27 protein-coding genes, 1 pseudogene and 1 riboswitch are annotated in these 21,851 nt (G+C 40.3%); of the genes and pseudogenes, 10 read left to right on the forward strand and 18 right to left on the reverse strand.

Annotation, left to right across the window (positions count from 1 at the left end):
- Positions 1 to 122: 122 nt before the first annotated feature.
- Positions 123 to 533, reverse strand: a complete 411-nt coding sequence (locus tag B5X70_RS13585; RefSeq protein ID WP_079558455.1) for an acyl-CoA thioesterase — start codon at positions 531 to 533, stop codon at positions 123 to 125.
- Between the two features lie 189 nt (positions 534 to 722).
- A complete protein-coding gene (locus B5X70_RS13590; RefSeq protein WP_079558456.1) occupies positions 723 to 1,952 on the reverse strand; it encodes an alpha/beta hydrolase family protein in 1,230 nt (409 codons plus the stop codon).
- A 260-nt stretch (positions 1,953 to 2,212) separates the two neighbouring features.
- Here B5X70_RS13590 and B5X70_RS13595 point away from each other — a divergent pair, with 260 nt between their 5' ends.
- Positions 2,213 to 3,754 (forward strand): AbgT family transporter, encoded by a 1,542-nt coding sequence (locus B5X70_RS13595; protein ID WP_079558457.1) that lies wholly within the window; start codon positions 2,213 to 2,215, stop codon positions 3,752 to 3,754.
- A gap of 41 nt (positions 3,755 to 3,795) precedes the next feature.
- Here the strand turns inward: B5X70_RS13595 and B5X70_RS13600 are convergent, their stop codons facing one another.
- Together B5X70_RS13600 and B5X70_RS13605 are read right to left on the reverse strand one after the other, a co-directional pair.
- Positions 3,796 to 4,500 (reverse strand): YkgJ family cysteine cluster protein, encoded by a 705-nt coding sequence (locus B5X70_RS13600; protein WP_079558458.1) that lies wholly within the window; start codon positions 4,498 to 4,500, stop codon positions 3,796 to 3,798.
- A 125-nt stretch (positions 4,501 to 4,625) separates the two neighbouring features.
- Positions 4,626 to 4,955 (reverse strand): YegP family protein, encoded by a 330-nt coding sequence (locus tag B5X70_RS13605; protein ID WP_088328654.1) that lies wholly within the window; start codon positions 4,953 to 4,955, stop codon positions 4,626 to 4,628.
- A gap of 413 nt (positions 4,956 to 5,368) precedes the next feature.
- Between B5X70_RS13605 and B5X70_RS13610 the strand changes: the two genes are divergently transcribed.
- The 4 genes from B5X70_RS13610 (at position 5,369) to menC (ending at position 8,675) form a co-directional block, all read left to right on the forward strand.
- On the forward strand, positions 5,369 to 6,169 hold the full coding sequence (locus tag B5X70_RS13610; RefSeq protein ID WP_079558460.1) for an XRE family transcriptional regulator: 801 nt from the start codon (positions 5,369 to 5,371) through the stop codon (positions 6,167 to 6,169).
- Between the two features lie 36 nt (positions 6,170 to 6,205).
- Complete coding sequence (locus tag B5X70_RS13615) at positions 6,206 to 7,105, forward strand: 1,4-dihydroxy-2-naphthoate polyprenyltransferase (RefSeq protein ID WP_079558461.1); 900 nt, start codon at positions 6,206 to 6,208, stop codon at positions 7,103 to 7,105.
- 64 nt (positions 7,106 to 7,169) lie between these two features.
- Positions 7,170 to 7,550 (forward strand): GxxExxY protein, encoded by a 381-nt coding sequence (locus B5X70_RS13620; protein ID WP_079558462.1) that lies wholly within the window; start codon positions 7,170 to 7,172, stop codon positions 7,548 to 7,550.
- A gap of 87 nt (positions 7,551 to 7,637) precedes the next feature.
- The gene (gene menC / locus B5X70_RS13625; RefSeq protein ID WP_079558463.1) at positions 7,638 to 8,675 is read left to right on the forward strand and encodes an o-succinylbenzoate synthase; all 1,038 of its coding nucleotides are present in this window, start codon (positions 7,638 to 7,640) and stop codon (positions 8,673 to 8,675) included.
- On the opposite strand, the gene B5X70_RS13630 is transcribed toward menC, so the two are convergent.
- From B5X70_RS13630 to thiS, 12 genes are all read right to left on the reverse strand, one after another.
- Positions 8,644 to 9,324: a HesA/MoeB/ThiF family protein gene (locus B5X70_RS13630; RefSeq protein WP_079558464.1), complete on the reverse strand. Its 681-nt coding sequence runs from the start codon at positions 9,322 to 9,324 to the stop codon at positions 8,644 to 8,646. The two genes, menC and B5X70_RS13630, sit on opposite strands and share 32 nt — an antisense overlap.
- 36 nt (positions 9,325 to 9,360) lie before the next feature.
- The gene (locus B5X70_RS13635; RefSeq protein WP_079558465.1) at positions 9,361 to 9,603 is read right to left on the reverse strand and encodes a DUF2442 domain-containing protein; all 243 of its coding nucleotides are present in this window, start codon (positions 9,601 to 9,603) and stop codon (positions 9,361 to 9,363) included.
- Between the two features lie 3 nt (positions 9,604 to 9,606).
- On the reverse strand, positions 9,607 to 9,909 hold the full coding sequence (locus tag B5X70_RS13640) for a DUF4160 domain-containing protein (RefSeq protein ID WP_079558466.1): 303 nt from the start codon (positions 9,907 to 9,909) through the stop codon (positions 9,607 to 9,609).
- 28 nt (positions 9,910 to 9,937) lie between these two features.
- Complete coding sequence (locus B5X70_RS13645; protein ID WP_394363794.1) at positions 9,938 to 10,333, reverse strand: GNAT family N-acetyltransferase; 396 nt, start codon at positions 10,331 to 10,333, stop codon at positions 9,938 to 9,940.
- Between the two features lie 122 nt (positions 10,334 to 10,455).
- Positions 10,456 to 10,755 (reverse strand): hypothetical protein, encoded by a 300-nt coding sequence (locus tag B5X70_RS13650; RefSeq protein WP_079558467.1) that lies wholly within the window; start codon positions 10,753 to 10,755, stop codon positions 10,456 to 10,458.
- Positions 10,756 to 10,830: 75 nt separating this feature from the next.
- A complete protein-coding gene (thiH, locus tag B5X70_RS13655) occupies positions 10,831 to 11,949 on the reverse strand; it encodes a 2-iminoacetate synthase ThiH (RefSeq protein WP_079558468.1) in 1,119 nt (372 codons plus the stop codon).
- An 11-nt stretch (positions 11,950 to 11,960) separates the two neighbouring features.
- The gene (locus tag B5X70_RS13660; RefSeq protein WP_079558469.1) at positions 11,961 to 12,734 is read right to left on the reverse strand and encodes a thiazole synthase; all 774 of its coding nucleotides are present in this window, start codon (positions 12,732 to 12,734) and stop codon (positions 11,961 to 11,963) included.
- A complete protein-coding gene (locus B5X70_RS13665) occupies positions 12,727 to 13,374 on the reverse strand; it encodes a thiamine phosphate synthase (protein WP_157666513.1) in 648 nt (215 codons plus the stop codon). The genes B5X70_RS13660 and B5X70_RS13665 overlap by 8 nt, the downstream gene beginning before the upstream one ends.
- A 149-nt stretch (positions 13,375 to 13,523) precedes the next feature.
- The gene (locus tag B5X70_RS13670) at positions 13,524 to 14,282 is read right to left on the reverse strand and encodes a hydroxymethylpyrimidine/phosphomethylpyrimidine kinase (protein WP_079558470.1); all 759 of its coding nucleotides are present in this window, start codon (positions 14,280 to 14,282) and stop codon (positions 13,524 to 13,526) included.
- On the reverse strand, positions 14,270 to 14,875 hold the full coding sequence (locus B5X70_RS13675; protein ID WP_079558471.1) for a thiamine phosphate synthase: 606 nt from the start codon (positions 14,873 to 14,875) through the stop codon (positions 14,270 to 14,272). The genes B5X70_RS13670 and B5X70_RS13675 overlap by 13 nt, the downstream gene beginning before the upstream one ends.
- A gap of 200 nt (positions 14,876 to 15,075) precedes the next feature.
- Positions 15,076 to 16,773 (reverse strand): phosphomethylpyrimidine synthase ThiC, encoded by a 1,698-nt coding sequence (gene thiC / locus B5X70_RS13680; RefSeq protein WP_079558472.1) that lies wholly within the window; start codon positions 16,771 to 16,773, stop codon positions 15,076 to 15,078.
- Between the two features lie 46 nt (positions 16,774 to 16,819).
- Positions 16,820 to 17,017, reverse strand: a complete 198-nt coding sequence (gene thiS / locus B5X70_RS13685; protein WP_079558473.1) for a sulfur carrier protein ThiS — start codon at positions 17,015 to 17,017, stop codon at positions 16,820 to 16,822.
- Positions 17,018 to 17,217: 200 nt separating this feature from the next.
- Positions 17,218 to 17,309: riboswitch (TPP riboswitch) on the reverse strand.
- A 435-nt stretch (positions 17,310 to 17,744) separates the two neighbouring features.
- Here thiS and B5X70_RS13690 point away from each other — a divergent pair.
- The 5 genes from B5X70_RS13690 to B5X70_RS13710 are packed head-to-tail and all read left to right on the forward strand — an operon-like array spanning position 17,745 to position 21,319.
- Positions 17,745 to 18,428, forward strand: coding sequence for a LuxR C-terminal-related transcriptional regulator (locus B5X70_RS13690; protein ID WP_079558474.1), 684 nt, complete (start codon positions 17,745 to 17,747; stop codon positions 18,426 to 18,428).
- Entirely contained in the window at positions 18,425 to 19,144 is a 720-nt protein-coding gene (locus B5X70_RS13695) for a DUF3307 domain-containing protein (protein ID WP_079558475.1), read from the forward strand. The genes B5X70_RS13690 and B5X70_RS13695 overlap by 4 nt, the downstream gene beginning before the upstream one ends.
- Positions 19,145 to 19,154: 10 nt before the next feature.
- Positions 19,155 to 19,493 carry a CidA/LrgA family protein gene (locus tag B5X70_RS13700; protein WP_079558476.1) on the forward strand — a complete coding sequence of 113 codons (339 nt, stop codon included), beginning with the start codon at positions 19,155 to 19,157 and terminating at the stop codon, positions 19,491 to 19,493.
- Entirely contained in the window at positions 19,486 to 20,181 is a 696-nt protein-coding gene (locus B5X70_RS13705) for an LrgB family protein (RefSeq protein ID WP_088328652.1), read from the forward strand. Before B5X70_RS13700 ends, B5X70_RS13705 begins: the two co-directional genes overlap by 8 nt.
- A 4-nt stretch (positions 20,182 to 20,185) precedes the next feature.
- Positions 20,186 to 21,319 carry a DUF819 family protein gene (locus B5X70_RS13710; RefSeq protein ID WP_079558477.1) on the forward strand — a complete coding sequence of 378 codons (1,134 nt, stop codon included), beginning with the start codon at positions 20,186 to 20,188 and terminating at the stop codon, positions 21,317 to 21,319.
- Between the two features lie 7 nt (positions 21,320 to 21,326).
- On the opposite strand, the gene B5X70_RS13715 is transcribed toward B5X70_RS13710, so the two are convergent.
- Both B5X70_RS13715 and B5X70_RS18390 read right to left on the reverse strand, forming a co-directional pair.
- Entirely contained in the window at positions 21,327 to 21,533 is a 207-nt protein-coding gene (locus B5X70_RS13715; RefSeq protein ID WP_079558478.1) for an acyl-CoA thioesterase family protein, read from the reverse strand.
- 2 nt (positions 21,534 to 21,535) lie between these two features.
- Positions 21,536 to 21,851, reverse strand: a pseudogene (locus tag B5X70_RS18390) (IS1634 family transposase); the annotation flags it as partial.

Raw genomic sequence — 21,851 nt, forward strand, 5'->3', positions numbered from 1 at the left:
GAAAGAGTTGCAGGTCCTTTATAAAAAAGCAAATGATTCAACATAAAAACAATGCTTCCCCCCATTTGTCTCCTAACCATCTATTTTCAATAAAAGTAGAAAAAAAATATGAATTGATTTTCTTAAGTATTAAACGCTGCTTCAAGTTTTCTCAAAACAAACTCCGGTGCCCTCATGGGTTTACGTGTTTGTGAATCCACAAACACCACTGTGGAAGATGCTGAACAGATCATTTGCCCTTTTTCATTGTGAAATTCGAACCTGAATGAAAACCGGGTAACAGGTAACTCTTCTGCAATAGTAGTAATGGTGAGAGGAGCATCGTAATGAGCCGGACAATGATATTTCAGATTCATTTCGATGACAGGTAGCATGACACCATTTTCCTCGAGTACACAATCATTAACTCCATATTTTCGGAGCAATTCGGTACGCGCCTGGTGACAGTACGTAACGTAATTGGCATGATAAACATACCCCATTTGGTCAACTTCGTTATATCTCGGACGAATTACCAGTGTATCCTTTAACATTCTGTTTTTATTTTTGAAAAACTAATGAACAAAGATATACCATGAACAGCATTTTTTTGTTCAAAACAGACATTTTCATTCCCATTTTATGGTGCATACCGTCTAAATGTTCTCTGTAGTAATTGCATTTATCGAAAAACAGAATAGTTTAAATATGGGCAAATAATTTACTTGTAACTTTCACATTACTCATGGTGTATCAGGTTTTACCGGCCAGTTTATCCAGGAATCCGGATTAACAAATTCTAGGAAGTCTCCCGTTACTCGAATATTTGTATCTGCACTATCATCCCCATGAAGGAATTTATCGATAAATGCCTTTATTTCGATATCTAACTGAGTACTTGTGGCGCAATGATTGCTTGTTCCTCTAAAAGAATAACCAAACCTGTCATCAATTTCAAAAAACGCATAAACTTTTTCCACGGCTTTACACGAGACATATCCTGCCTCATCGCCAAGCCATTCCCATCCGGGATTCCCCATTACAAAGAGGGCTCTGGGGGCAATCATGGCCATTAGTTCATGGTGGTCGTATGGCAGTAAACCGGGCTGTCCGCTAAAGTTGGTCTGCATGCTTTGCATAAACCAGCTGTAGTTTGTATTGTCAATCTTTTCAACATTGCGTTCCAGCGATTCAGCAACCCGCCATGAGTTTATGCCACCTCCACCCGACTCCTGGACAAAGGTCAATGCTATGCGCTCATCAAATGCACCGGCAAACAACGCCATTTTTCCTGCATAAGAACAACCTGATACACCAATTCGCTCTGGATTGGCATTGATTTCGGCCTGTACAATTTCAATTCCATCTATTAAGCGGCTGATTCCCCATGACCAGGCGCTGTAATAACCGACATGAGTTAGTTCAGGGTACAGCCGGAAATAAGGTGCATTATTATCTCGCCCTGAGTGAGAAGGAACAACCTGATTATGCATAAACGGAATCTGAATGACCCCCTCAAACAACGCAGCCGGAATGCTTCCGGTACCGGAATTCATTCCGATTATAACCGGGAAGGGGCCTTCGCCATCCGGAATAACTACATTTGATGTAAGCGTTAATGATTCACCATTTTCAGTAATGACTACAGTTAGTACTCCATCTTCAAAATCAGCAGTAATGATATCAGGACGAGATGGCTTGGGACCAATTTCATACTCTTCGATTTCCGCTTTAATTTCATTTCGGCGACGCGACCAATCAGAATATTCTTCAACCCTACCGCTTCCATCTGAAAACTCAAACGGGTCGGGTAATAGCGGATAAAAACTTAAATTCTGAGGAGCGGGAAGTGGCGGTTTCGGATGGTCAGCTCCACGGTTTTCTTCATTATAAACGAAAGGAATTTGACCAATCATACTTGCTGTATAGCATATTGTAAGAACCAAAAACGTAATGGTAAATTTAAGTTTCATATTTTTAGTGGTTAAGAGATAAAAATAAATATTTGACAAATTAGACATAAATAATAACGCATGTTACTATTTATTAAATTCATCCACCAAAAAGACGGAATAGTCAACCTATTGCAATATAATTGTTTTATAATTCATAAAAAAACGCCTATGAAACCACTTGAAGAGTCCATTTTATCGGCCATGGATTATATAAAATGACATCACTCAGTCGGAAAAAGGACAAATAATCGCATATTTGCATATCAAAAAAATAAAATATGACGGCACCTGCGAAGAAGAAAAAAAGCTTTTTTGATTATTTTCTCAACTTTCTTGAAAAGGGAGGGAACGCTCTCCCCCACCCGGCAACGTTGTTTGCACTATTTGCAGTTTCAGTTCTGATTCTTTCTGCAGTGGGGTTTTGGCTGAATTGGCAAGCCACTCATCCGGCAACCGGAGAAGTAATAAGCACCATCAATCTACTCTCCAAAGAAGGAATAGCTCAGATTCTGGAGAAAATGGTAACCAACTTCACCAGTTTTGCACCGCTTGGCATTGTACTTGTGGCCATGCTTGGTATTGGGATTGCTGAAACAAGCGGACTTATTGGAGTTTTTATTCGCATGCTGGTACTTTCTGCACCAAAGAGAATTCTCACTTTTGTCATTGTTTTTGCAGGTATTCTTTCCAATGCCGCCAGCGATATTGGTTATGTTTTGCTCATCCCGTTATCGGGTGTCATATTTCAGGCCATGGGACGCCATCCATACGTTGGAATGGCTGCTGCATTTGCCGGAGTTTCCGGGGGGTTCAGCGCAAACCTCATCATTGGAACCATCGACCCGCTTCTGGCCGGTTTATCCGAAGAGGCTGCTCATATTCTTGACCCCGGTTACCACGTTAACCCAACAGCCAACTACTACTTCATGGTTGTTTCCACATTTCTTGTGGCATTATTAGGAACCTGGGTTACCGAAAAAATCATTCAACCCCGATTTGGAACTTATGATGGTGAAGTTAAACAGGAAACCATTGAGCCGCTATCAAAAAAAGAGAAAAAAGGAGTTCTCTGGAGTTTAATTGTTCTTGCTGGTTGGCTTGTTGTTATAGCCGTAGGCGTTATTCCCGAAGATGGCATTCTCAGAGATGGCGATGGAGGTTTGCTCTCCTCTCCGTTAATGACCGGCATCATTACATTTCTGTTCCTGATTGCCGGAAGCATGGGTGTGGTTTACGGTGCAATCACCGGAGTTTTTAAAAACGATACCGATGTGGCTAATGGCATGGCACAAAGTCTCAAAACGCTGGCTCATTACATTGTTTTGGTATTCTTCGCGGCTCAGTTTGTCGCCTATTTCCGATGGAGTAACCTTGGCGTCATCATGGCCATCACCGGTGCCGAAGGCCTTGTTGAAGCTAACCTGGGTGTGGTACCGCTGATGTTGCTGTTCATTCTACTGGCAGCCTTCGTCAACATGTTAATGGGAAGTGCTTCGGCCAAATGGGCCATCATGGCACCTATTTTTATTCCTATATTTATGTTGTTGGGTTACTCACCGGAACTATCGCAAGCAGTTTACCGAATTGGAGATTCGGTGACCAATGTCATCTCGCCTATGATGAGTTTCTTTGCCCTCATCATAGCCTATTTTCAGAAATACGATAAAAATGCCGGTCTTGGAACCATTATTGCCACCATGATTCCATACAGCATCGCATTTTTTATTGGATGGAGCATTTTATTGATTGGATGGATTATGCTCGGAATACCTTTAGGACCCGGAGCTGAACTGTTTTACGAGCTTCCGGCCGGAGAGTAGGACAATGATTAAGATAAAAGAAACAATATAATCAGTTTAGATTATTCAAATTCATAGGCCTCATTAAGAATGGCTCCTTCGAGCCATTCTTCCATGGCATTTTCTTTGTTTATCAAATCGTTTAAAAGCCACTCCAGTGGCGCTTCATTGGAGTGTAAACCTTTATTTTTCAATCCCGATACAAATCCATAGTTCATATATCTGCCTGCATCCAGAATAAACTTGAACAACGCAGGCCTTACACCTTCTTCCACGGGTTTTTGATATCGTTCAATGCAGGTATTCACATCTGATGAGAGATAAATACGACACGCCATGGGACGTGCCGAGTAAACCATGCACTTATTATTTTGCAGTAAGGGACAGGCAATTTTATTTCCAAGCAACTCTGAGCGAGTCATACCTTTTGTCTTTTGCGATTTTGACAGCGCTCTCTCCGCAACACTCTCTACAACTTCGGGTTTATACCTGCTCTTTAAATAATCCACCAAATACAACATCTCATGAGTGGATGCAAATACAGATTGATGACAGCACCAGCCGCATCCCATCTTACAATCCACCGGCTTTCCGCTTTTCGAACAACTTTCGATAAATGAATCCGTTAGCAATTCAGTTTGATGATATAAATTCCGAAGAACTACAAAGAAGTCCTCTTTGGAGGAATTCTTTTTCACAGAAGTCGAAAGCCCTAATCCATCATTGATAAAAACCTCCTCCATTTGACCAAATGCCTTATCACTCATACTTAAAATAATATCTGTCAATATCTATTGCAATATACAACAAAAGAAGAAACCCGTTTCATAAAATTATGAAACGGGCCAATTCACCCGGCAAGAACCCACTAATTAACCCCAATTATTCATTATTAATATGAAACATCTCCCTCAATTTCAGAAGATATATTTTCCTTTACTTCTGAAATATGTCTTACACACTCAAATTTGCTTCCAAACGGAGCACTCATAGCTAAAAGATGTCCATCATTACTCTTAAGATGAAACACATAACGACCACTATCTGTTTGCCACTTATCAAATGTTGGCTCTGCCTGCACATGCCTGCGAAGATGTGCAATGCCATCCAAACATTGATTTTTAGTGGCAAATCTGGGACTCCAAAGAACTGGTTTGTTCTCCGCGTTTTTAAGGAAAAACTGGTAAGCCCCTTCCGATTTTTTAGAAATAACAAACTTCATACTACATGGGTTTACAGGATTGTTGATGAATATAATAAATCTATCATAATCGGTCTTCATTTATGTAATATAATAAATTATTTTGTTTTTGTCAACTGTTCACCGATTCGATTTTAATATGGCTGTCTCATAATTAAATTTCAATTATCATTGACATTCAAAACGAAAACTCCACCTAAATAATTCACCTCTAAATCCTCGTTCGATTATGACTTGGGTGTGAGTTCAGTCGAACTCTCAAGCCTAAGGCTAAAGGGGGGCATAAAGCCTCCCACTTGGGGGAGGTTTGGATGGTGAAAGCGAGTTTGCTTACAAACTCTAAGTATAAAATATTATTGTACGACTTTTGAGAAAATTACATTGCATTGCTTATAATTAAATCGTATTTTTGCTTCAATATTAATCTATATGTTATGTTTCTTTCGAATAATTTGAAAATATTGAGAAAACGCAGGCATTTAACGCAGGATGACCTCGCGACCATCCTCAAAATAAAACGACCTACTCTCAATAATTACGAAAACCAGGTCTCAATGCCGCCCATCGAAATGCTGATGAAGCTTTCCGATTACTTTAACATCTCCATTGATACGCTGGTAAGAGTTGACCTGTCCGCGTTGTCGCAATCACAAATGCGTGAATTGGAAAACGGCAATGATGTTTTCGTAAAAGGAGCCAAATTACGAGTGTTAACCTCAACCGTTGGCTCGGACAATGAAGAGAACATTGAACTGGTACCGGAAAAAGCTAAAGCCGGATATCTCACTGGCTTTTCTGACCCGGAGTACATTGTTTCGCTTCCTGTTTTCAGACTCCCCTTTCTTGATAAAGAGCGAAAATACAGGACATTCCAAATCAGCGGTGATTCCATGTGGCCAATACCTGCAGGAGCCTACGTTACGGGAGAATACATCCTTAATTGGAACTCCATAAAGAACGGACAAGCGTGTATCATTTTCACCCTGAACGATGGTCTTTCGTTTAAAATCATCGAAAATAATATTGAACAAAAAGGGTCAATCAGATGCATCTCTTTAAACCCTCTCTTTGAACCTTATGAAGTTCCCGTTGGCGAAATTCGCGAAATTTGGAAATTTGTACACTACATAAGTGGTGAAATTCCTTCTGAACAACTGGAGATGAACCATGTTGTAAGAACATTGGCTGATATTAAAAGCGAAGTGGGTGACATAAAAAACAAACTCTTCCAGTAATTTCTTTCAAATATCTATTTTTGCAAAAAACATCTTATGAGCAACATAAAAGCCTGGATGGTATCCCTTCGGTTAAGAACCCTCCCCCTGGCACTTTCAACAATATTTATGGGAAGCATCATCGCTGCCTGGCAAAACAATTTTAATTCAGGCGTACTGCTGTGGGCTGCCATCACAACTCTTTTTCTGCAGGTTTTATCCAATCTGGCCAACGATTATGGCGATGCCAAATCCGGAGCTGACAATGAAAACCGGGTTGGGCCACAAAGAATGATTCAACAAGGGGTCATTTCGATGAAGCAGATGAAAACAGCCATGGTTATTTGCGTATTGCTGTCCCTCATTTCTGGCATTACTTTGCTGTTTAAGGCTTTTAATGAATTACAGTGGCAACAACTTCTCTTTTTCATTCTTGGAATTGCGGCAATTGCAGCTGCCATTCGTTACACGGTTGGCAGTAATCCATATGGTTATCGGGGACTTGGCGATATGTATGTGTTCATTTTCTTCGGGTTGCTCGGCGTAGCCGGCACATGGTTTTTGCATACCAACACATGGCAATGGCATGTGCTGCTGCCTGCATCAACCATTGGCCTGTTTAGTGCCGGAGTGTTAAATCTTAACAACATCCGCGATATAGATTCTGACAGGCAAAGCAACAAAATCACCCTGGTGGTACGCATGGGCAAAAAAGCAGCATCATGGTATCACCTTTTTCTTATCGCAAGTGGCTGGATTACGATGTTGGTATTTGTTGCTCTCTTTGATGATGTTTCAAATTTCTGGCCTCTGTTTTTAACACTGCCATTATTCATCAGGAACATCATTGTGGTTTTCAAAAACAAAGAAGCAGATAAGTTGGATGTGGAGTTGCGTAATCTAGCGGTGAGTACTTTGCTTTTTGTGTTGCTGAGTGGGGTAAAGCTGTTTTTCTGACAAAAAATAACCACAATGGACACAATGAATTCACAAAGTACACAAAACTTGGTTAATAAAACATATGGGAGAAAATGAAATAGCTCATAAGATAGTAGGTTGTGCCTTAGAGGTACACAAAGCTTTAGGGGCAGGACTTTTAGAGTCTGCTTACCAGGAATGCCTTTGTTATAAACTTCAGAAAGCAGGCTTGCATATTCAAAAAGAAAAACCAATCCCTCTCATATTTGAAGAAGTAAAACTTGAATGCGGTTATCGCATTGATATTTTAGTAGAAAAAAAAGTAATAGTAGAAATTAAAAGTGTTGAAGCATTGAATGATGTTCACCTTGCCCAGACACTTACCTATATGAAACTTGGCAACTACAAATTAGGGTTGCTTATAAATTTTAATGTCACATTACTAAAAAAGGGTATAAAAAGGGTTATAAATGGTACATTATAGAATAATAAAAAATAATTTGTGAACATTGTGCATTCTTTGTGAACATTGTGGTTAAATAAAAATCATCTCAAAATTAAAGCTTGTAACATGTTCCAGGCAACCTACCATCCATATCAACTACAATTTAAAGAACCCGGTGGAACTTCCAGAGGTGTTCTAACTAGTAAAATGAGTTATTTCATAGAAATAACTCATGCACATAAACCCGGGATAAAAGGGATAGGTGAGTGCTCCGTCTTACCGGGATTAAGTCCCGATGACTCTCCACATCTGGAAGAGAAACTGCAATGGTGTTGCAATAATATCAACACGATTGCGGAGAGTTTCCATAAACATTTAATGGATTGGCCTGCCATCAGATTTGCTGTTGAAATGGCGCTTCTGGATTTACAAAATGGAGGAAATAGGATTTGGTTTCCTTCGGATTTCACCAACAGTAAAAAAAATATAAAAATAAACGGGCTTATCTGGATGGGCACCATAGAGGAGATGCATCGCAGAATAAAGGAAAAAACAGAGTCGGGTTTTGATTGCCTTAAAATGAAAATCGGAGCATTAGATTTCGACAAAGAGTTTGAACTTCTTTCATCCATAAGAGAGCGTTTTGCTCCGGATAAACTTGAAATACGTGTGGATGCAAATGGTGCATACACTCCGAAACAGGCTGGGTCTGTCCTTGAAAGGCTTGAAACACTCAAAATCCACTCCATTGAGCAACCTATAAAAGCGGGACAATGGAAAGAGATGGCTGTTTTGTGCAAAAACACCCCGGTTCCAATTGCTTTGGATGAAGAGTTAATCGGAATTAATAACCCGAAAGACCGGAAGCAAATGCTTGAAACCATACATCCCCAATTCATCATCTTAAAGCCAAGCCTCACAGGGGGATTCAGTTCCTCAGAAAACTGGATTGAACTGGCAGAAACCTACAACATTGATTGGTGGGTGACCTCTGCTCTTGAAAGCAACATTGGGCTAAATGCCATTGCACAATGGACTGCAACTCTTAATAACCCACTTCCTCAGGGCTTGGGTACCGGTCAGGTTTTCACAAATAATATGGATGCTCCTATTAAGGTGGAAAAAGGATATCTCATATATCAAAAACCAAATTCCGGTTGTTAAGCACGTCAAAAATCATCAGTTTTCCGGCGAGAACCTCACCCTGTCCGGTAATGATTTTTATGACCTCCAGAGCCTGTCGGGTTCCAATAAAACCCGGCATTGGTCCCATTACTCCGGGTGGAGTCTTCTTTACCTCAGGTGCTTCCGGATATAAATCACTGTAACCTTTTGCTCCATCGAAGTGAAAAACCGATAGTTGGCCTCCCCATTGCTCGGCAGTACCATATACCAAGGGAGTTTTAAGATTTCTACATGCATCATCAATGGCATATCTCACCTGAAAATTATCTGTGGCATCAGCCACAACATCGAAGCCGCGAATGGTATCCGCTGCATTTTCCGTAGTTACTTTTCGGTTAAATGTTGTCACCATGCAATCGGGATTTAGCTCTTTTATCCGTTTAGCAGCCTCTTCTGATTTGAACTCTCCAATTAAACCGGGATGATATAAAATCTGGCGATTAAGATTACTTGCCGAAATCACATCGAAATCCAGAACTCCTATACGCCCTACACCGGCAGCAGCCAGATATAGCAAAAGTGCTGACCCCAACCCGCCAGCTCCAACTACTAATACCGATGATTTTGAAAGACGTTCCTGGTGTGATTCATCAAAATTATCCAATAGCAAATGACGTGCGTATCTCATATCTTCCCTATATTTTATATATGATGTATAGGGCGTTTATATTCGTCCTTCGTGTAAATCCCAAACTGGGAAACACATTTCGTAATCGTTCCAGATTAAGTCACCATAATCTATTGTGAATGTTTTAAATAATTCCTTATCAAGATATTTTTTTGTCATTGGGTTTTTGGCACTTTGAAGAAAACTCCTGAAATCTATGTTTCGTTCTAAACCATCTGAAAATCGAAGGTTTATCACATATTCCCCTTTGTAATCTGCTTTCTCTATTGATACTACCATGATTTAAAGTTTTTTAGTTATTCTTTCCGATTCGATAGGTTTATTGTAAATAAAGAAATCTACCCATTTTCGTACAATGTCATCTCTATATTTCTCAACCAGTTTTTTGAACCTCTTTAAATTTTGAGAATCCAAAGGTTCTTTTCCTGTAACTTCAGTAATTCTTACCTCTACAAATTTTCCATTCTCAAATATCAGTTCTGCTTTACTTTCCTTTCCTTGAAACTTGCAATGCACATGAATTGGCTCGTGTTCATGTGAATAGAAAAGAATAATCAGTCCTAAATATTCATATAGCTTCGGCATGTCTTTTTTATTTCAAATTTACTATAAATCAAGATAAACTCAAATCGCAATTTGACTCAACACTATCTACGGTAGCTCCCAAATTTTTATAAAAATCTATTGCAGGTTGATTCCACTCAGATACTTGCCATCGTAGCTTATTGCATTTATCTGATTTTGCTTTTTCAATCACTTTCTTAATCAGTTTAGTTCCAATTCCACTACCCCGAAAATCTCTTTTTACATATAAATCATCCATATACATTGATTTTCCAATCCAAGTATAGTAAGCAAAAAAGTAGGTCACATAACCTATAATCGTCTTGGTTTCATTGAGAACTACGAACCCATTAATAAAGTCTGATTCTGCCTCCATTTGTTCAACTGAATTTACCATTTTGTCTGGAAGTTTTTCAAATTCAGCAAATTCATGAAATATTTCAATTAGTTCAGGATAGTCCTATTTTTCAATCTCGCGTATTACAAAATCCATATTAAGTTGAATGTTATTTTGTTAGCCCAAATGTTCGTTAAGGGAGATAGTTTACAAAGTTAAAGTCACATGCTTTACACTAAATTAGTGCTTAACCTTGTAGTTTTTTCTTTACTCCTAATGTCCTTCTCATTAAAATATCCTAAAAATACGTTTCTATAGAAAACTCTCCAAATTCCATTGCCAAGTTCTTCTGCAGCAACTTGTTTTCCTATAAGTCCTCGGGTTATGTATACCCAATAATATGATTTCCACCTAACAGAGCCGTTCATCGTAACATTCATAACTTTCATATTTTCTGGATATTCATATTTCCTTATTCTTTCCGGAAACGGTATGGTTGACAGTCTATGAATACTTGCCGGTGTTTTCATCTCTAAGGCTTCATGTGGTCTATGTCTTATATCTAAAAATCTTACTTTAACAGTCTCCTAATGTACTTAATTGGTTTACAAACTCTCTTGCAAATAGAGCGACCAGTCCTTCCAGACTGGTTCCATTCCTTTTTGTCGCAGCATCTGAGCAATGACATCGGGAGTCCGGTCATCATTCACCGCAAACTGCTCAAGTTCCCCCGAGCCGGAGTACCCTCCCGGTTCGGTTTTACTGCCTGCACTCATGGCTGTAATTCCAATTGGAAACGCATTGTCTCTAAACCTTGCACTCTCACGCGTCGAGAGCGACAACTCCACATCATGGTCAAAAAGCCGGTAGGCACACATGAGCTGTGTGAGATTCCGTTCGGTGGTCTCAAAGTTTGGTTGAAAGCCTTCACCCGGAAATGGCCGCAACCTGGGAAAAGATATGGAGTATTTCACCTGCCAATATTGCTTTCTTAAATAACTTAAATGCAAGGCTGTAAACCAGGCTTCAGTGCGCCAATCTTCAAGTCCAATGAGATTTCCAATGCCAATTTTTCTCACCCCGGCACTTCCTAAACGGTCGGGGGTTTCCAACCGGTAACGGAAATCCGATTTTCGTCCCGCGAGATGATACGCAGGATATCGGCCCTCATTATAGGTTTCCTGATATATATAAACCGCATGTAGACCCGTATTCACCAGTTTTGCATATTCATCAGTTTCCAATGGCTGAACTTCCAATGAAATCTGACTAAAATATGGTTTTAAAGTTTCGATGGCCTTGCAGAAATAACCTACTCCTGCACGCTTGCTGGCTTCTCCTGTAACAAGTAAAATATGACGAAAAGGGTATCTGCGAATGATTTTAGCCTCTTCTATCAACTCCTCCATCGTCAGCATTTTGCGTTTTATGCGGTTTTTACCGCTAAAACCACAATAAACACAACTGTTTTCGCAATAATTTGAAAGATACAATGGAATATAAAGCTGCATTGTGTTGCCAAAGCGCTGACGGGTTATAAAATGGCTCTTTTGAGCCATTTCCTCAAGAAAAGAATCCGCTGCCGGAGAGAGTAAAGCCTTTAAGTCTTCCAGGCCGGGATACTCTTTTCGCAAAGCTTTAACCACATCATCTTCATTTTTAGATAAAATCGAGGCGGAAACATCTTCCCAGTTATATGCTTGTATGATGTTATAAAACGACATGTCAAATTGATTTACGATAAAAACGAAGTCAACGGACTGGTGGCTGAAGCTTTTGCTCCTTTTGAGGTCATTGGCAGGCCTGCTTCGTAGGCCATGCGTCCGGTTTCAACAGCCATTTTAAAGGCCTTACCCATGGATACGGGATTTCCTGCTGCAGCAATGGCAGTATTCACAAGCACTGCATCAGCTCCCAACTCCATGGCTTCTGCGGCATGCGATGGGGCACCAATGCCTGCATCTACCACTACCGGCACGTTGGATTGTTCAATGATGATGCGCAAAAACTCACGGGTGAGCAATCCGCTGTTGCTTCCAATGGGCGAACCAAGGGGCATTACAGCGGCGGCACCCACTTCCTCAAGCCGCTTGCACAACACAGGGTCGGCATGAATATAAGGCAATACCACAAAGCCTAATTTTGCCAACTCTTCGGTAGCTTTCAGTGTTTCCACAGGGTCGGGCATCAGGTAGCGGGCATCGGGATGTATTTCAAGCTTAACCCAATTTGTTTCAAGTGCTTCTCTGGCCAATTGTGCAGCAAAAACAGCCTCAGATGCGGTTCTTACACCCGAAGTATTCGGTAGAAGGTTCATTCCGGGAATTTTAAGATGCTCCAGTAAATCGTCGTGCGGAATTTCTAAATCCACACGCTTAAGAGCCACTGTTACCAACTCGCTGCCACTGGCTGCAACAGATTCGGCCATCAGCTGATTGGAACTGAACTTCCCTGTACCGGTAAAAAGCCGGCTTGTAAAGGTTTTATCTGCAATGGTTAATTTACTCATGGTTGATGTATTTATGGGTTGTTTTCGATGCAAATTGTTTCGTGATTTCTATGATATTTTCATTTTTTGCCAGTACACCGGAAACGGCAATGCCGTTTACGCCGGTACTCATTATGGCTTCAACATCATCCAACAAAATACCCCCAATAGCGGTAACAGGAGTCTCAAAACCGGCTTCACGAAATCGTTTCATTCGTTCGGCATATCCTTCCAGACCAATGATGGGACTCAGAATTTTTTTGGTTGATGTAAACCTGAATGGACCCAGGCCAATGTAATCAACGCCCGATTCGGCAAGAAAAATCATGTCTTCAACGGTGTTGGCTGTGCCTCCGATAATATATTCTTCCCCCAGTATTTCCCTTGCCTGAGAAACCGGCGTATCTTTCTTCCCTAAATGGACTCCATCGGCTTGAACTGCCTTCGCAATATCAGGATGGTCGTTGATAATAAAAACAGCACCAACTTTATGGCACATTGCTTTCATTTCTGTGGATGTTTTTATTATCTCATCGGGATGACAATCCTTTAGCCTTAATTGCAGCCACTTGCCTCCGCCACTCAGGTAGTCTGATACAAGAGGGACTAAATCTGCCAAAGGCAGATTTGGTGTGATGAACATTAATGGATGATGTTTCATTTTATTTTCTTTAACCATATAAGGCATATAAGAATAGATGTTTAGATATTAGATATTTAGAAAAAATACTCCCTGATTTAAACTTCGAACAATAACCTCATAACCATTCCGCTATTCTCTCCGAAACCTCAAACCTCGAACTTCAAACATTAAACTTTGAACTTCAAACTTTTATAATGCCAACCCAGTAATTCGTTGGTTGAGAGAATAAATTTTTCGGTATATTTTTTCGCGTTGTTGCATGCCTCTGATATTGTATTTCTTTTCGCCAATAAAGCACAAACAGCGGCTGAAAACACGCATCCGCTCCCGTGCTTTCCAGGATTATTAAACCTCTCTCCTTTAATCACTTCCAGTGATTCAAGTTGTATCAGTAAATCATTGGCATGGTTTTCTGCATGTCCTCCTTTCAAAACAATGGCATTTATTGCAGCATCATTCATCTTCTTCTGGATATCTGAAGCATTAGTAACGCCAAATAACCATTCTGCTTCCGGCAAATTAGGGGTTACCAAATCAACCAGTTTTAAGGCCTCCAGAAAATCATCTGTATTGTTATTATGAAAATCAAATCCCGAAGAGGCCTTAATTACAGGGTCCCATACAATAATTACATCGGGATTTGCATTTCTTAGCCGGGCAATGCATTCATGCAGCACTTCTGAAGACTCTACAATTCCAAACTTAACACCTTTAATGGTGTAACTCCTGAGAAGTGATTCCAATTGAGAGAAAATGACTTCGGGGGATGTCCATTGTAAGCCATCAAATCGGTTGTGAGCCTGACTGGTGATGGCAGAACAGATTCCCATTCCACGAACTCCATGCATTTCGAATGTTTTTATGTCCGCCGCCAGCCCGGCACCGCCACACGGGTCCCATCCTCCTATTGAAACTACTGATTCCATGCTTTGTAAATTCGATTAAAATTCTCAACTGACCGGGTAATGCTGATGGCATTGCCATCAGTTTCCCATACACTTCCCAACAACGCTGCACCGGCAAACCCGGTACTTTTCACCTCCTTTATATTCGTCTTCGTAATCCCCCCAAGTGCAACAACCGGCAGCTCATTTTCAGACCTTTCATAAAAAAACTTATTCAACTCCGCCTGTGTAAATCCGGAATTGTATCCGGATTTTGATATGCTGATATAAACCGGACTCAAAAACACATAATTCCACCTTTCATTATTAGCTTCAATCACCTCTTCAAAAGAGTGGCAACCGGCACTTAATCTGACTCCGTCAACTTGTGGCGGAGAAAAATGTATGCTTCTGTGCAGACCACCTAAACCCAGCTTCAAAGCCACATCAAAATGATAGTGCATGGTGAGCTTTGGATAATATTTCTCCGGTATTGATTGCATAAACCTGAGCAAATCAACATCTGATGCACCCGGTTTTCGGATGTGTACGAAACAGGCTCCGTTATCCAGAAGCGCGGCAATAGCCGCTGCTTCATTCTTAAGAATGGATGGATGTGTGATGGTTATCAGCATATTATTAAATTTACCACATAAGGCACATAAGGTTAATACATGAGACCCAAGAAAATCTCCGACAATTATTTTATTCAACAATAGCTAATTCACGATATACTGTTCTAATCCTAATTAATGACTGCAAATCCATTTACAACAACTATTACATAAAATGATTTCAAAGACAACAAAATACTTATGTGCCTTATGTGTTTACTTTACTCATTACTCAGCTCACGGATTTTCCTGTTTGCCCGCATGCTGCAGAAATGTTCGCCGCACATGCTGCAATAATGTGCCTGCTTATCATCTTCATCGGGCAATGTGGCATCATGAAAATCATAAGCAGTATCGGGGTCAAGTGCCAGATGGAACTGGTCGCGCCATCGGAATTCGTAACGTGCTTTACTCATGGCATGGTCGCGAAGAATGGCTCCGGGATGTCCTTTGGCAATATCTGCTGCATGGGCTGCTATTTTAAAGGTAACCACGCCGGTCTTTACATCATCGCGGTTGGGTAGTCCCAAATGCTCTTTAGGCGTTACATAACACAACATAGAAGCCCCCATCTGTGCAATCATGGCACCCCCAATGGCAGAAGTGATGTGGTCATAACCAGGAGCGATATCAGTCACCAGAGGGCCAAGGGTGTAAAATGGCGCATCAAAGCAGTGCTTCAATTCCATTTCCATATTTTCGGCAATCATGTGCATGGGTACATGTCCCGGCCCTTCAATCATCACCTGCACATGCTTATCCCAGGCTTTTTTGGTTAACTCTCCAAGCGCAACCAGCTCACCAAACTGAGCTTTATCGTTGGCATCGAACTGCGAACCCGGCCGCAGTCCATCACCCAGAGATACACCAACATCATAAGCTGCAAGAATGTCACAAATATCGTCGAAATGGGTATAGAGAAAATTCTCCTTTTTATGAACCGAACACCAATTGGCCATAATTGAGCCGCCGCGGGAAACAATGCCAGTCATTCTGTTTACGGTATGTGGAATGTGCTCGCGCAGCAAACCTGCATGTATGGTAAAATAGTCCACTCCTTGTTCAGCCTGCTCAATGAGCGTATCGCGATAAATTTCCCATGTTAAATCCTCAGCTTTTCCGCCAACTTTCTCCAGCGCCTGATAAAGAGGAACGCTGCCAATGGGCACAGGAGAGTTGCGCAGAATCCACTCACGGGTTTCATGTATATTGGCTCCGGTGCTTAAGTCCATCACTGTATCAGCGCCCCAGCGAATGGCATGAATGGATTTGCTCACCTCCGAAGCGATATCGGAAGTGACTGGACTGTTACCTATGTTGGCATTGATTTTTACCAGAAATTTACGTCCGATAATCATCGGCTCACATTCGGGGTGATTGATATTGGCCGGAATAATTCCTCGTCCTGCAGCAACTTCTTCACGCACCATTTCCGGGGAAACCGGTTTAAACTGTCCGTTCATCTTCTCCTCTAACCGCTGGTTTTCCCTGATGGCCACATATTCCATCTCCGGAGTAATGATGCCTTGCCTTGCATACCACATTTGCGTAACAGGCTTATCTTTAGCTCTTCGTGGATGACGGTTAACATGACTAAAACGAAGATGCGAAAGAGAATCATCAGCCAGTCGGGCACGACCATATTCAGAACTCAGTTCCTTCAATTTTTCAGTATCCTTGCGAGATTCAATCCATTCCTCCCTGATGGGATTTACGCCATTGGTCAAATCAATGGTTTCTTGTTCATCTCCAAACTGGCCGGAAGTGTCGTAGACCGTTAATGTGTCGGGATTGGTAACAGGACAATTCCCTGTTGATAAAACTATTTCGCGCATTCCTACGCGTATGGGGAAAAGAGTGCCCTCAACGAAAGTTTTTCGTGAACCTCTTAAAGGTTCACCTTTGATGATATTTTGCATAGCATATGGGTTTTACTGTTTTAAAAAGTCCGGGATGTGATTATCACTATCCACCTCGTGTGGCACCAATGAGCATCACCTCATCATTTTCTTTAAGCACATGGGTGTTCCATTGGTTTCGTGGAATGATTTTACTACCTACCGCAACGGCAAGGCCGTTAAGGGGGATTTCCATTTCCGTTAATAATTCGAAAAGATTAGCTTTAATAAATTCTGTCTCCTTTCCGTTTACTTTGATTCTCATAATTGAAAACTTTATTTAGTAAATCGAATTTTTAAAAGTCAAATAAATCATAATACCAAACCCGTCGAGCAACCACACCTAAAAACAATCTGCTTGACACTAAAAAGGTCTGCAAATCGTAATAAAACAGTCACAAGTCATCGCCGGATTCAATAATCCTGATTCACGCAAATAATAAAACAACAGAATTCAACAGGTGATAGAAAAAACAATTAACTCCCTTCGCCGGTATTAACCGTATCAGGTTCAAGGGTATGATCTCAGCCGCTTATTGGCACCCCTGTCATTCTTGTTGATAATGCAAATATATGTTTTTTGAAAAGATAAACAATAGCGGAATTGTTGTTTAAGGAAAAATGAGAGCGATACACCCATGGGAAAAAGCTTTATGAACAATGCGGTTGTGTCGATTAACTTCAAACCAGCCAAACTTTTAACCACGTAAGTGGTTAAAAGGGAAAGAAAACTTACCATCCACTCCTTAAAACGATTCGGTTTCAACAACTGAATAAAAGACAAGCACAACATAAAGGTTTAAACTTATTAAATAATTTTATAAGTGTTTTTACCTATTTTTATATTTTATAAGTGATTTTACTTATATTGTTATTTTATAAGTGATTTCAATTATATTTATAAATAAAAACAAAAGCATAAAAAATCACTCAACAACATTACTTATTGTCAGTTAAATCATTAAATTTGAAATAACCTATACCATACGAGTATGCGAGCAACCATTTCCGGAGATATTATAGCTTCTACATCATTAACAGACAAAGGCAGAGAAACACTTGCAAGAGGGTTCAGGCGGCTTATTAGAATTTTGAAAAAAGACCATGGGGTATATGCGCGTGTTATCAAAGGGGACTACATTGAATGCTACCTTGAAAACCCTGAAGAGGCTTTAAGAATTATGCTGATTATAAAAACCTTTGTAAAATCTCTTTCAATAATTACCCGTTCGGGAGTAATTGGAGTGCGCCATTTTAAAACACATGGAGTTCGGCTTGCAATGGGTTTGGGGAGCATAACCCGATTTGATGCACGCAGAGGAATCATTGATGGAGAAGCCATTTACATGTCGGGGAGGCTTATCAACTTAAACACGAAAGTTTATAAAGAGAGAAAAATTATAAAATCGACCCTTTTCATCGACTCTTCTCAAAAAAGCATAACCGAAGAGTGTGAGCCGCTGCTGGCATTACTTGATGTAATCACTGCCCGTTGTACAGCACGGCAGTGCGAAGTTCTCTATCACAGATTAACCGGAAAAAGCGAAGCTGAAGTAGCTAAAATTCTAAAAGTATCGCAACCAACCATCAACCAGCACTCAACCGCTGCCGGCTGGAATGCCATTGAGAAAACCGTAAATCGGTTTTCGATAATTATTAAAAACCTTGAATCATGAGCTTTTACCAACTTCTAACCCTTCAATTTGTGGCTCATTTGCTGGCCGACTTCTTTTTTCAAACAGATAAATGGGTTGAAAGCAGAAACAATTCCGGAATAAAAAGCCGTTACTTTTCAGCTCATCTGTTAATTGTTTTTATTACTTCATGGCTGCTTTCGTTTCAGTGGAAATTTATCATTGCATCGGCAATGATAACCTTGTTGCACGCTGCTACTGATTATCTTAAAATCAAATTTTCCAGTGTAAAAAAACTTAAACGATACATTTTCTTTATTGACCAATTTATTCACGTTGGCATCATTTTGTATATAACCTCCATCTTTGGTACTTACTTCGAAATAAAACCATGGTTTACGCTCCCATTTTCCGGCACAGGAACTATTATTGCGGCAGCCTTCCTGTTTTGTTTAAAACCATCGAACATAATAATACGAGAGATTCTTCATCTTTATAAGATTTCTGCCCCTATCAATGAAAATGAGCCGGGAGAACTGCCCAACGCCGGAAAATTAATTGGCAATCTGGAACGATTACTAACTCTTATATTTATCCTTACCGGACGATATGAAGCCGTTGGTTTTCTGATTGCCGCCAAATCGATTTTAAGGTTTGGAGAGAAAGATGCAGTTAAATCGGAATATGTACTGACCGGTACGCTTCTGAGTTTTGGAATTGCCATAATTATTGGGATATTTGTGCTCCAATTTTTATAAAGACAAAAGCATGTACGGCATTTTCATTATATTTCTGTTTTATGCCATAGGCATACTAATCAGCAAATTATTTGGAGAGATTATCCCCGGAAGCGTTATTGGAATGGTGTTGCTTTTTGTGGCACTATTGTCGGGGGTTGTAAAAGCAGATAAGGTAAAACCTGTGGCTGGTTTTATTACCCGGCACATGGCACTTTTTTTTGTTCCTGTTGGGGTGGGATTAATGGTAACTACTCATTATTTTAAAGGAGCGACTCTTGCAATTATAACTGCTTCTGCCATAAGCACCATTTTGGTAATGATTTCCGTAGGTTTAATCCAACAATTTATGGAGAAAAAAAATGATTAATACACTATTCACCATACAGCCGTTCACTCTGGCATTTGTAATAGGAACCTATCTGGCTGCACTCTGGCTTTACCGGCGTACAAAACTGAACTTGCTTCATCCGGTGTTTACCAGCATATTGGTTGTAATTGGAGTACTATTATTGCTGAATGTGGAATATGCTGCATTTGAACAGGGCAGTTTCCTGATTGATTTTATGCTGGGACCATCAGTTGTTGCACTGGGCTTTGGCCTATATGAGCAGGTACATCTTATCCGAAAAAACTTACTATCAATATTAACAGCAATATCCATTGGAAGTATTGTTGGGATTGTCTCAGTTGTATTTATAGCAAGATGGATGGGAGCTGATGAAACCGTGGTGGCTTCACTTGAGCCAAAATCAGTAACTACTCCCATTGCCATTGGTATTTCAGCCAGGTTTGGTGGGTTGCCTCCTTTAACTGCAGTGATTGTGGTGGTAACAGGAGTTTTTGGTGCTGTAGTTGGGCCGTTTGTTATGGATAAAACCGGTATCACCAGTAAAATTGCCCGGGGATTGGCAATGGGAAGCAGTTCTCATGGAGCCGGTACCGCTCGTGCCATTGAAATGGGAGCTGTACAAGGTGCCATTAGTGGATTAAGCATTGGGTTAATGGGGGTGGCAACCGCCATTATGGTTCCATTGCTGCGGTTAATCATTAAATAAAGAGATGATTCTATCAACCATATTCTTCATTTTCACTCCATTTTTAATATTGGCAGCATGCCAACGCTACCGATTTTTAAATAAAATCGGTGCCATTGTGCTGGCATACATAATTGGAGTATTAGCAGGAAACAGCAGCCTTTTCCCGGAAAACATCCACAAATTACAGGATTTAATGACCATGATAACCATCCCACTGGCTATACCCTTAATGTTATTTTCAACCAATTTAAAGCAGCTAAGCCGGTTGGCAAAGCCGGCTTTAATAAGCCTGGGGATAGGCATCGTGAGTGTTACCATTATGATTGTTACCGGGCATTGGATCTTTCGGGACTATATTACTGAACCACATAAAATCAGTGGCTTAATGGTAGGGGTTTTTACGGGAGGTACACCTAACCTGGCATCCTTAAAACTTATTTTGGATGCCGATGACACGATGTACCTTATTACACATTCGGCAGACATGATAATTGGTGTATTCTATTTGCTGTTTTTAGTTACAGTGGGCAAAAAAGTTTTCTCTTTTTTACTTGGCATAAAATACACCCCTTCGGCAGAAATAAATAAAAGAGAAGAGAATTTAGAGTCGGCACCATATAAAGGAATTTTTAAGCGTACAATTCTTGTGCGCTTAATTCAACTAATAATTCTGGCTATCGCATTGGTAGGGCTTTCTATTTTAATTGCCCTGCTATTTAATGAAAATGCAAGAATGGCTGTGATAATGCTTTCGTTAACCACTTTATCGTTGTTAGCAGCTATGTTGCCACGGGTTAATAAGACCCCAAAAACTTTTGAAGCCGGAATGTATTTTGTGTTGATATTTAGCGTGGTGGTAGCCTCAATGGGCGACATCAATAATCTGGTTATTTCAGCTCTTCCTGTGGTTTATTATGCTGCATGGACTGTAGCCGGGTCACTCATTTTACAGGTAATATTCTCCCGGCTATTACGCCTGGATGCGGACACCTTAATGATTACCTCTACTGCACTGATTTGTAGTCCGCCATTTGTACCAATGGTGGCAGGTGCTCTACAAAATCGGAAAATAGTAGTCCCCGGATTGTCAATTGGAATTATTGGTTATGCTTTGGGCAATTATTTGGGATATATTATCGCCATGACATTGAGGTAAAAATTGGTTATTCCGTTATGTTATTCAAAGCTTTAACGATTTCCTCCGAAACAGCCAGTTTCCCATTAACAATACTTGTTGTTGTAACAATTCCTTTCAGACACAACTTTTCATCAGGCAGCCTGTATATATCCTGATAAAAGACATACTTTACCCCGGTATGTTCAACCCTTAGGCGAACTACAAACTCCTGTTTTCCGGATAGGACACCCATTTTCAAAAACTATTATTTACCACTTCCATTATTAGTTCTTGAGTCGAGTTATTTTTCAAAAGGATCCTCTGATTATTGCCGTTTGAATACTGAAAATACACCTCGTGCATTTTATTAATTTGTTTTACTGCCTGGTTAACGGAAATATTGGTATTGCTGTCTTTTAGAGCTCGTTCGAATTCTTTAAATATTAAGTACGAAACAAAGGAGATACAAATGTGAGCTTCAATTCTCTCTCTTAATCTGTGGTATATTGGTCTGATTTTTAGATCCGTTTTGGAAATTCTAAAAGCTTTTTCAATCATCCATAGATTGTTG

Source organism: Alkalitalea saponilacus, assembly GCF_900168165.1.
GTDB lineage: Bacteria > Bacteroidota > Bacteroidia > Bacteroidales > Marinilabiliaceae > Natronoflexus > Natronoflexus saponilacus.

What these genes read in the sequence shown, in the direction of transcription:
- B5X70_RS13585 (WP_079558455.1), bottom strand. Translation starts at nt 533, where the DNA reads ATGTTAAAGGATACACTGGTAATTCGTCCGAGATATAACGAAGTTGAC.
- B5X70_RS13590 (WP_079558456.1), bottom strand. Translation starts at nt 1,952, where the DNA reads ATGAAACTTAAATTTACCATTACGTTTTTGGTTCTTACAATATGCTAT.
- B5X70_RS13595 (WP_079558457.1), top strand. Translation starts at nt 2,213, where the DNA reads ATGACGGCACCTGCGAAGAAGAAAAAAAGCTTTTTTGATTATTTTCTC.
- B5X70_RS13600 (WP_079558458.1), bottom strand. Translation starts at nt 4,500, where the DNA reads ATGAGTGATAAGGCATTTGGTCAAATGGAGGAGGTTTTTATCAATGAT.
- B5X70_RS13605 (WP_088328654.1), bottom strand. Translation starts at nt 4,955, where the DNA reads ATGAAGTTTGTTATTTCTAAAAAATCGGAAGGGGCTTACCAGTTTTTC.
- B5X70_RS13610 (WP_079558460.1), top strand. Translation starts at nt 5,369, where the DNA reads ATGTTTCTTTCGAATAATTTGAAAATATTGAGAAAACGCAGGCATTTA.
- B5X70_RS13615 (WP_079558461.1), top strand. Translation starts at nt 6,206, where the DNA reads ATGAGCAACATAAAAGCCTGGATGGTATCCCTTCGGTTAAGAACCCTC.
- B5X70_RS13620 (WP_079558462.1), top strand. Translation starts at nt 7,170, where the DNA reads ATGGGAGAAAATGAAATAGCTCATAAGATAGTAGGTTGTGCCTTAGAG.
- menC (WP_079558463.1), top strand. Translation starts at nt 7,638, where the DNA reads ATGTTCCAGGCAACCTACCATCCATATCAACTACAATTTAAAGAACCC.
- B5X70_RS13630 (WP_079558464.1), bottom strand. Translation starts at nt 9,324, where the DNA reads ATGAGATACGCACGTCATTTGCTATTGGATAATTTTGATGAATCACAC.
- B5X70_RS13635 (WP_079558465.1), bottom strand. Translation starts at nt 9,603, where the DNA reads ATGGTAGTATCAATAGAGAAAGCAGATTACAAAGGGGAATATGTGATA.
- B5X70_RS13640 (WP_079558466.1), bottom strand. Translation starts at nt 9,909, where the DNA reads ATGCCGAAGCTATATGAATATTTAGGACTGATTATTCTTTTCTATTCA.
- B5X70_RS13650 (WP_079558467.1), bottom strand. Translation starts at nt 10,755, where the DNA reads ATGAAAACACCGGCAAGTATTCATAGACTGTCAACCATACCGTTTCCG.
- thiH (WP_079558468.1), bottom strand. Translation starts at nt 11,949, where the DNA reads ATGTCGTTTTATAACATCATACAAGCATATAACTGGGAAGATGTTTCC.
- B5X70_RS13660 (WP_079558469.1), bottom strand. Translation starts at nt 12,734, where the DNA reads ATGAGTAAATTAACCATTGCAGATAAAACCTTTACAAGCCGGCTTTTT.
- B5X70_RS13665 (WP_157666513.1), bottom strand. Translation starts at nt 13,374, where the DNA reads ATGAAACATCATCCATTAATGTTCATCACACCAAATCTGCCTTTGGCA.
- B5X70_RS13670 (WP_079558470.1), bottom strand. Translation starts at nt 14,282, where the DNA reads ATGGAATCAGTAGTTTCAATAGGAGGATGGGACCCGTGTGGCGGTGCC.
- B5X70_RS13675 (WP_079558471.1), bottom strand. Translation starts at nt 14,875, where the DNA reads ATGCTGATAACCATCACACATCCATCCATTCTTAAGAATGAAGCAGCG.
- thiC (WP_079558472.1), bottom strand. Translation starts at nt 16,773, where the DNA reads ATGCAAAATATCATCAAAGGTGAACCTTTAAGAGGTTCACGAAAAACT.
- thiS (WP_079558473.1), bottom strand. Translation starts at nt 17,017, where the DNA reads ATGAGAATCAAAGTAAACGGAAAGGAGACAGAATTTATTAAAGCTAAT.
- B5X70_RS13690 (WP_079558474.1), top strand. Translation starts at nt 17,745, where the DNA reads ATGCGAGCAACCATTTCCGGAGATATTATAGCTTCTACATCATTAACA.
- B5X70_RS13695 (WP_079558475.1), top strand. Translation starts at nt 18,425, where the DNA reads ATGAGCTTTTACCAACTTCTAACCCTTCAATTTGTGGCTCATTTGCTG.
- B5X70_RS13700 (WP_079558476.1), top strand. Translation starts at nt 19,155, where the DNA reads ATGTACGGCATTTTCATTATATTTCTGTTTTATGCCATAGGCATACTA.
- B5X70_RS13705 (WP_088328652.1), top strand. Translation starts at nt 19,486, where the DNA reads ATGATTAATACACTATTCACCATACAGCCGTTCACTCTGGCATTTGTA.
- B5X70_RS13710 (WP_079558477.1), top strand. Translation starts at nt 20,186, where the DNA reads ATGATTCTATCAACCATATTCTTCATTTTCACTCCATTTTTAATATTG.
- B5X70_RS13715 (WP_079558478.1), bottom strand. Translation starts at nt 21,533, where the DNA reads ATGGGTGTCCTATCCGGAAAACAGGAGTTTGTAGTTCGCCTAAGGGTT.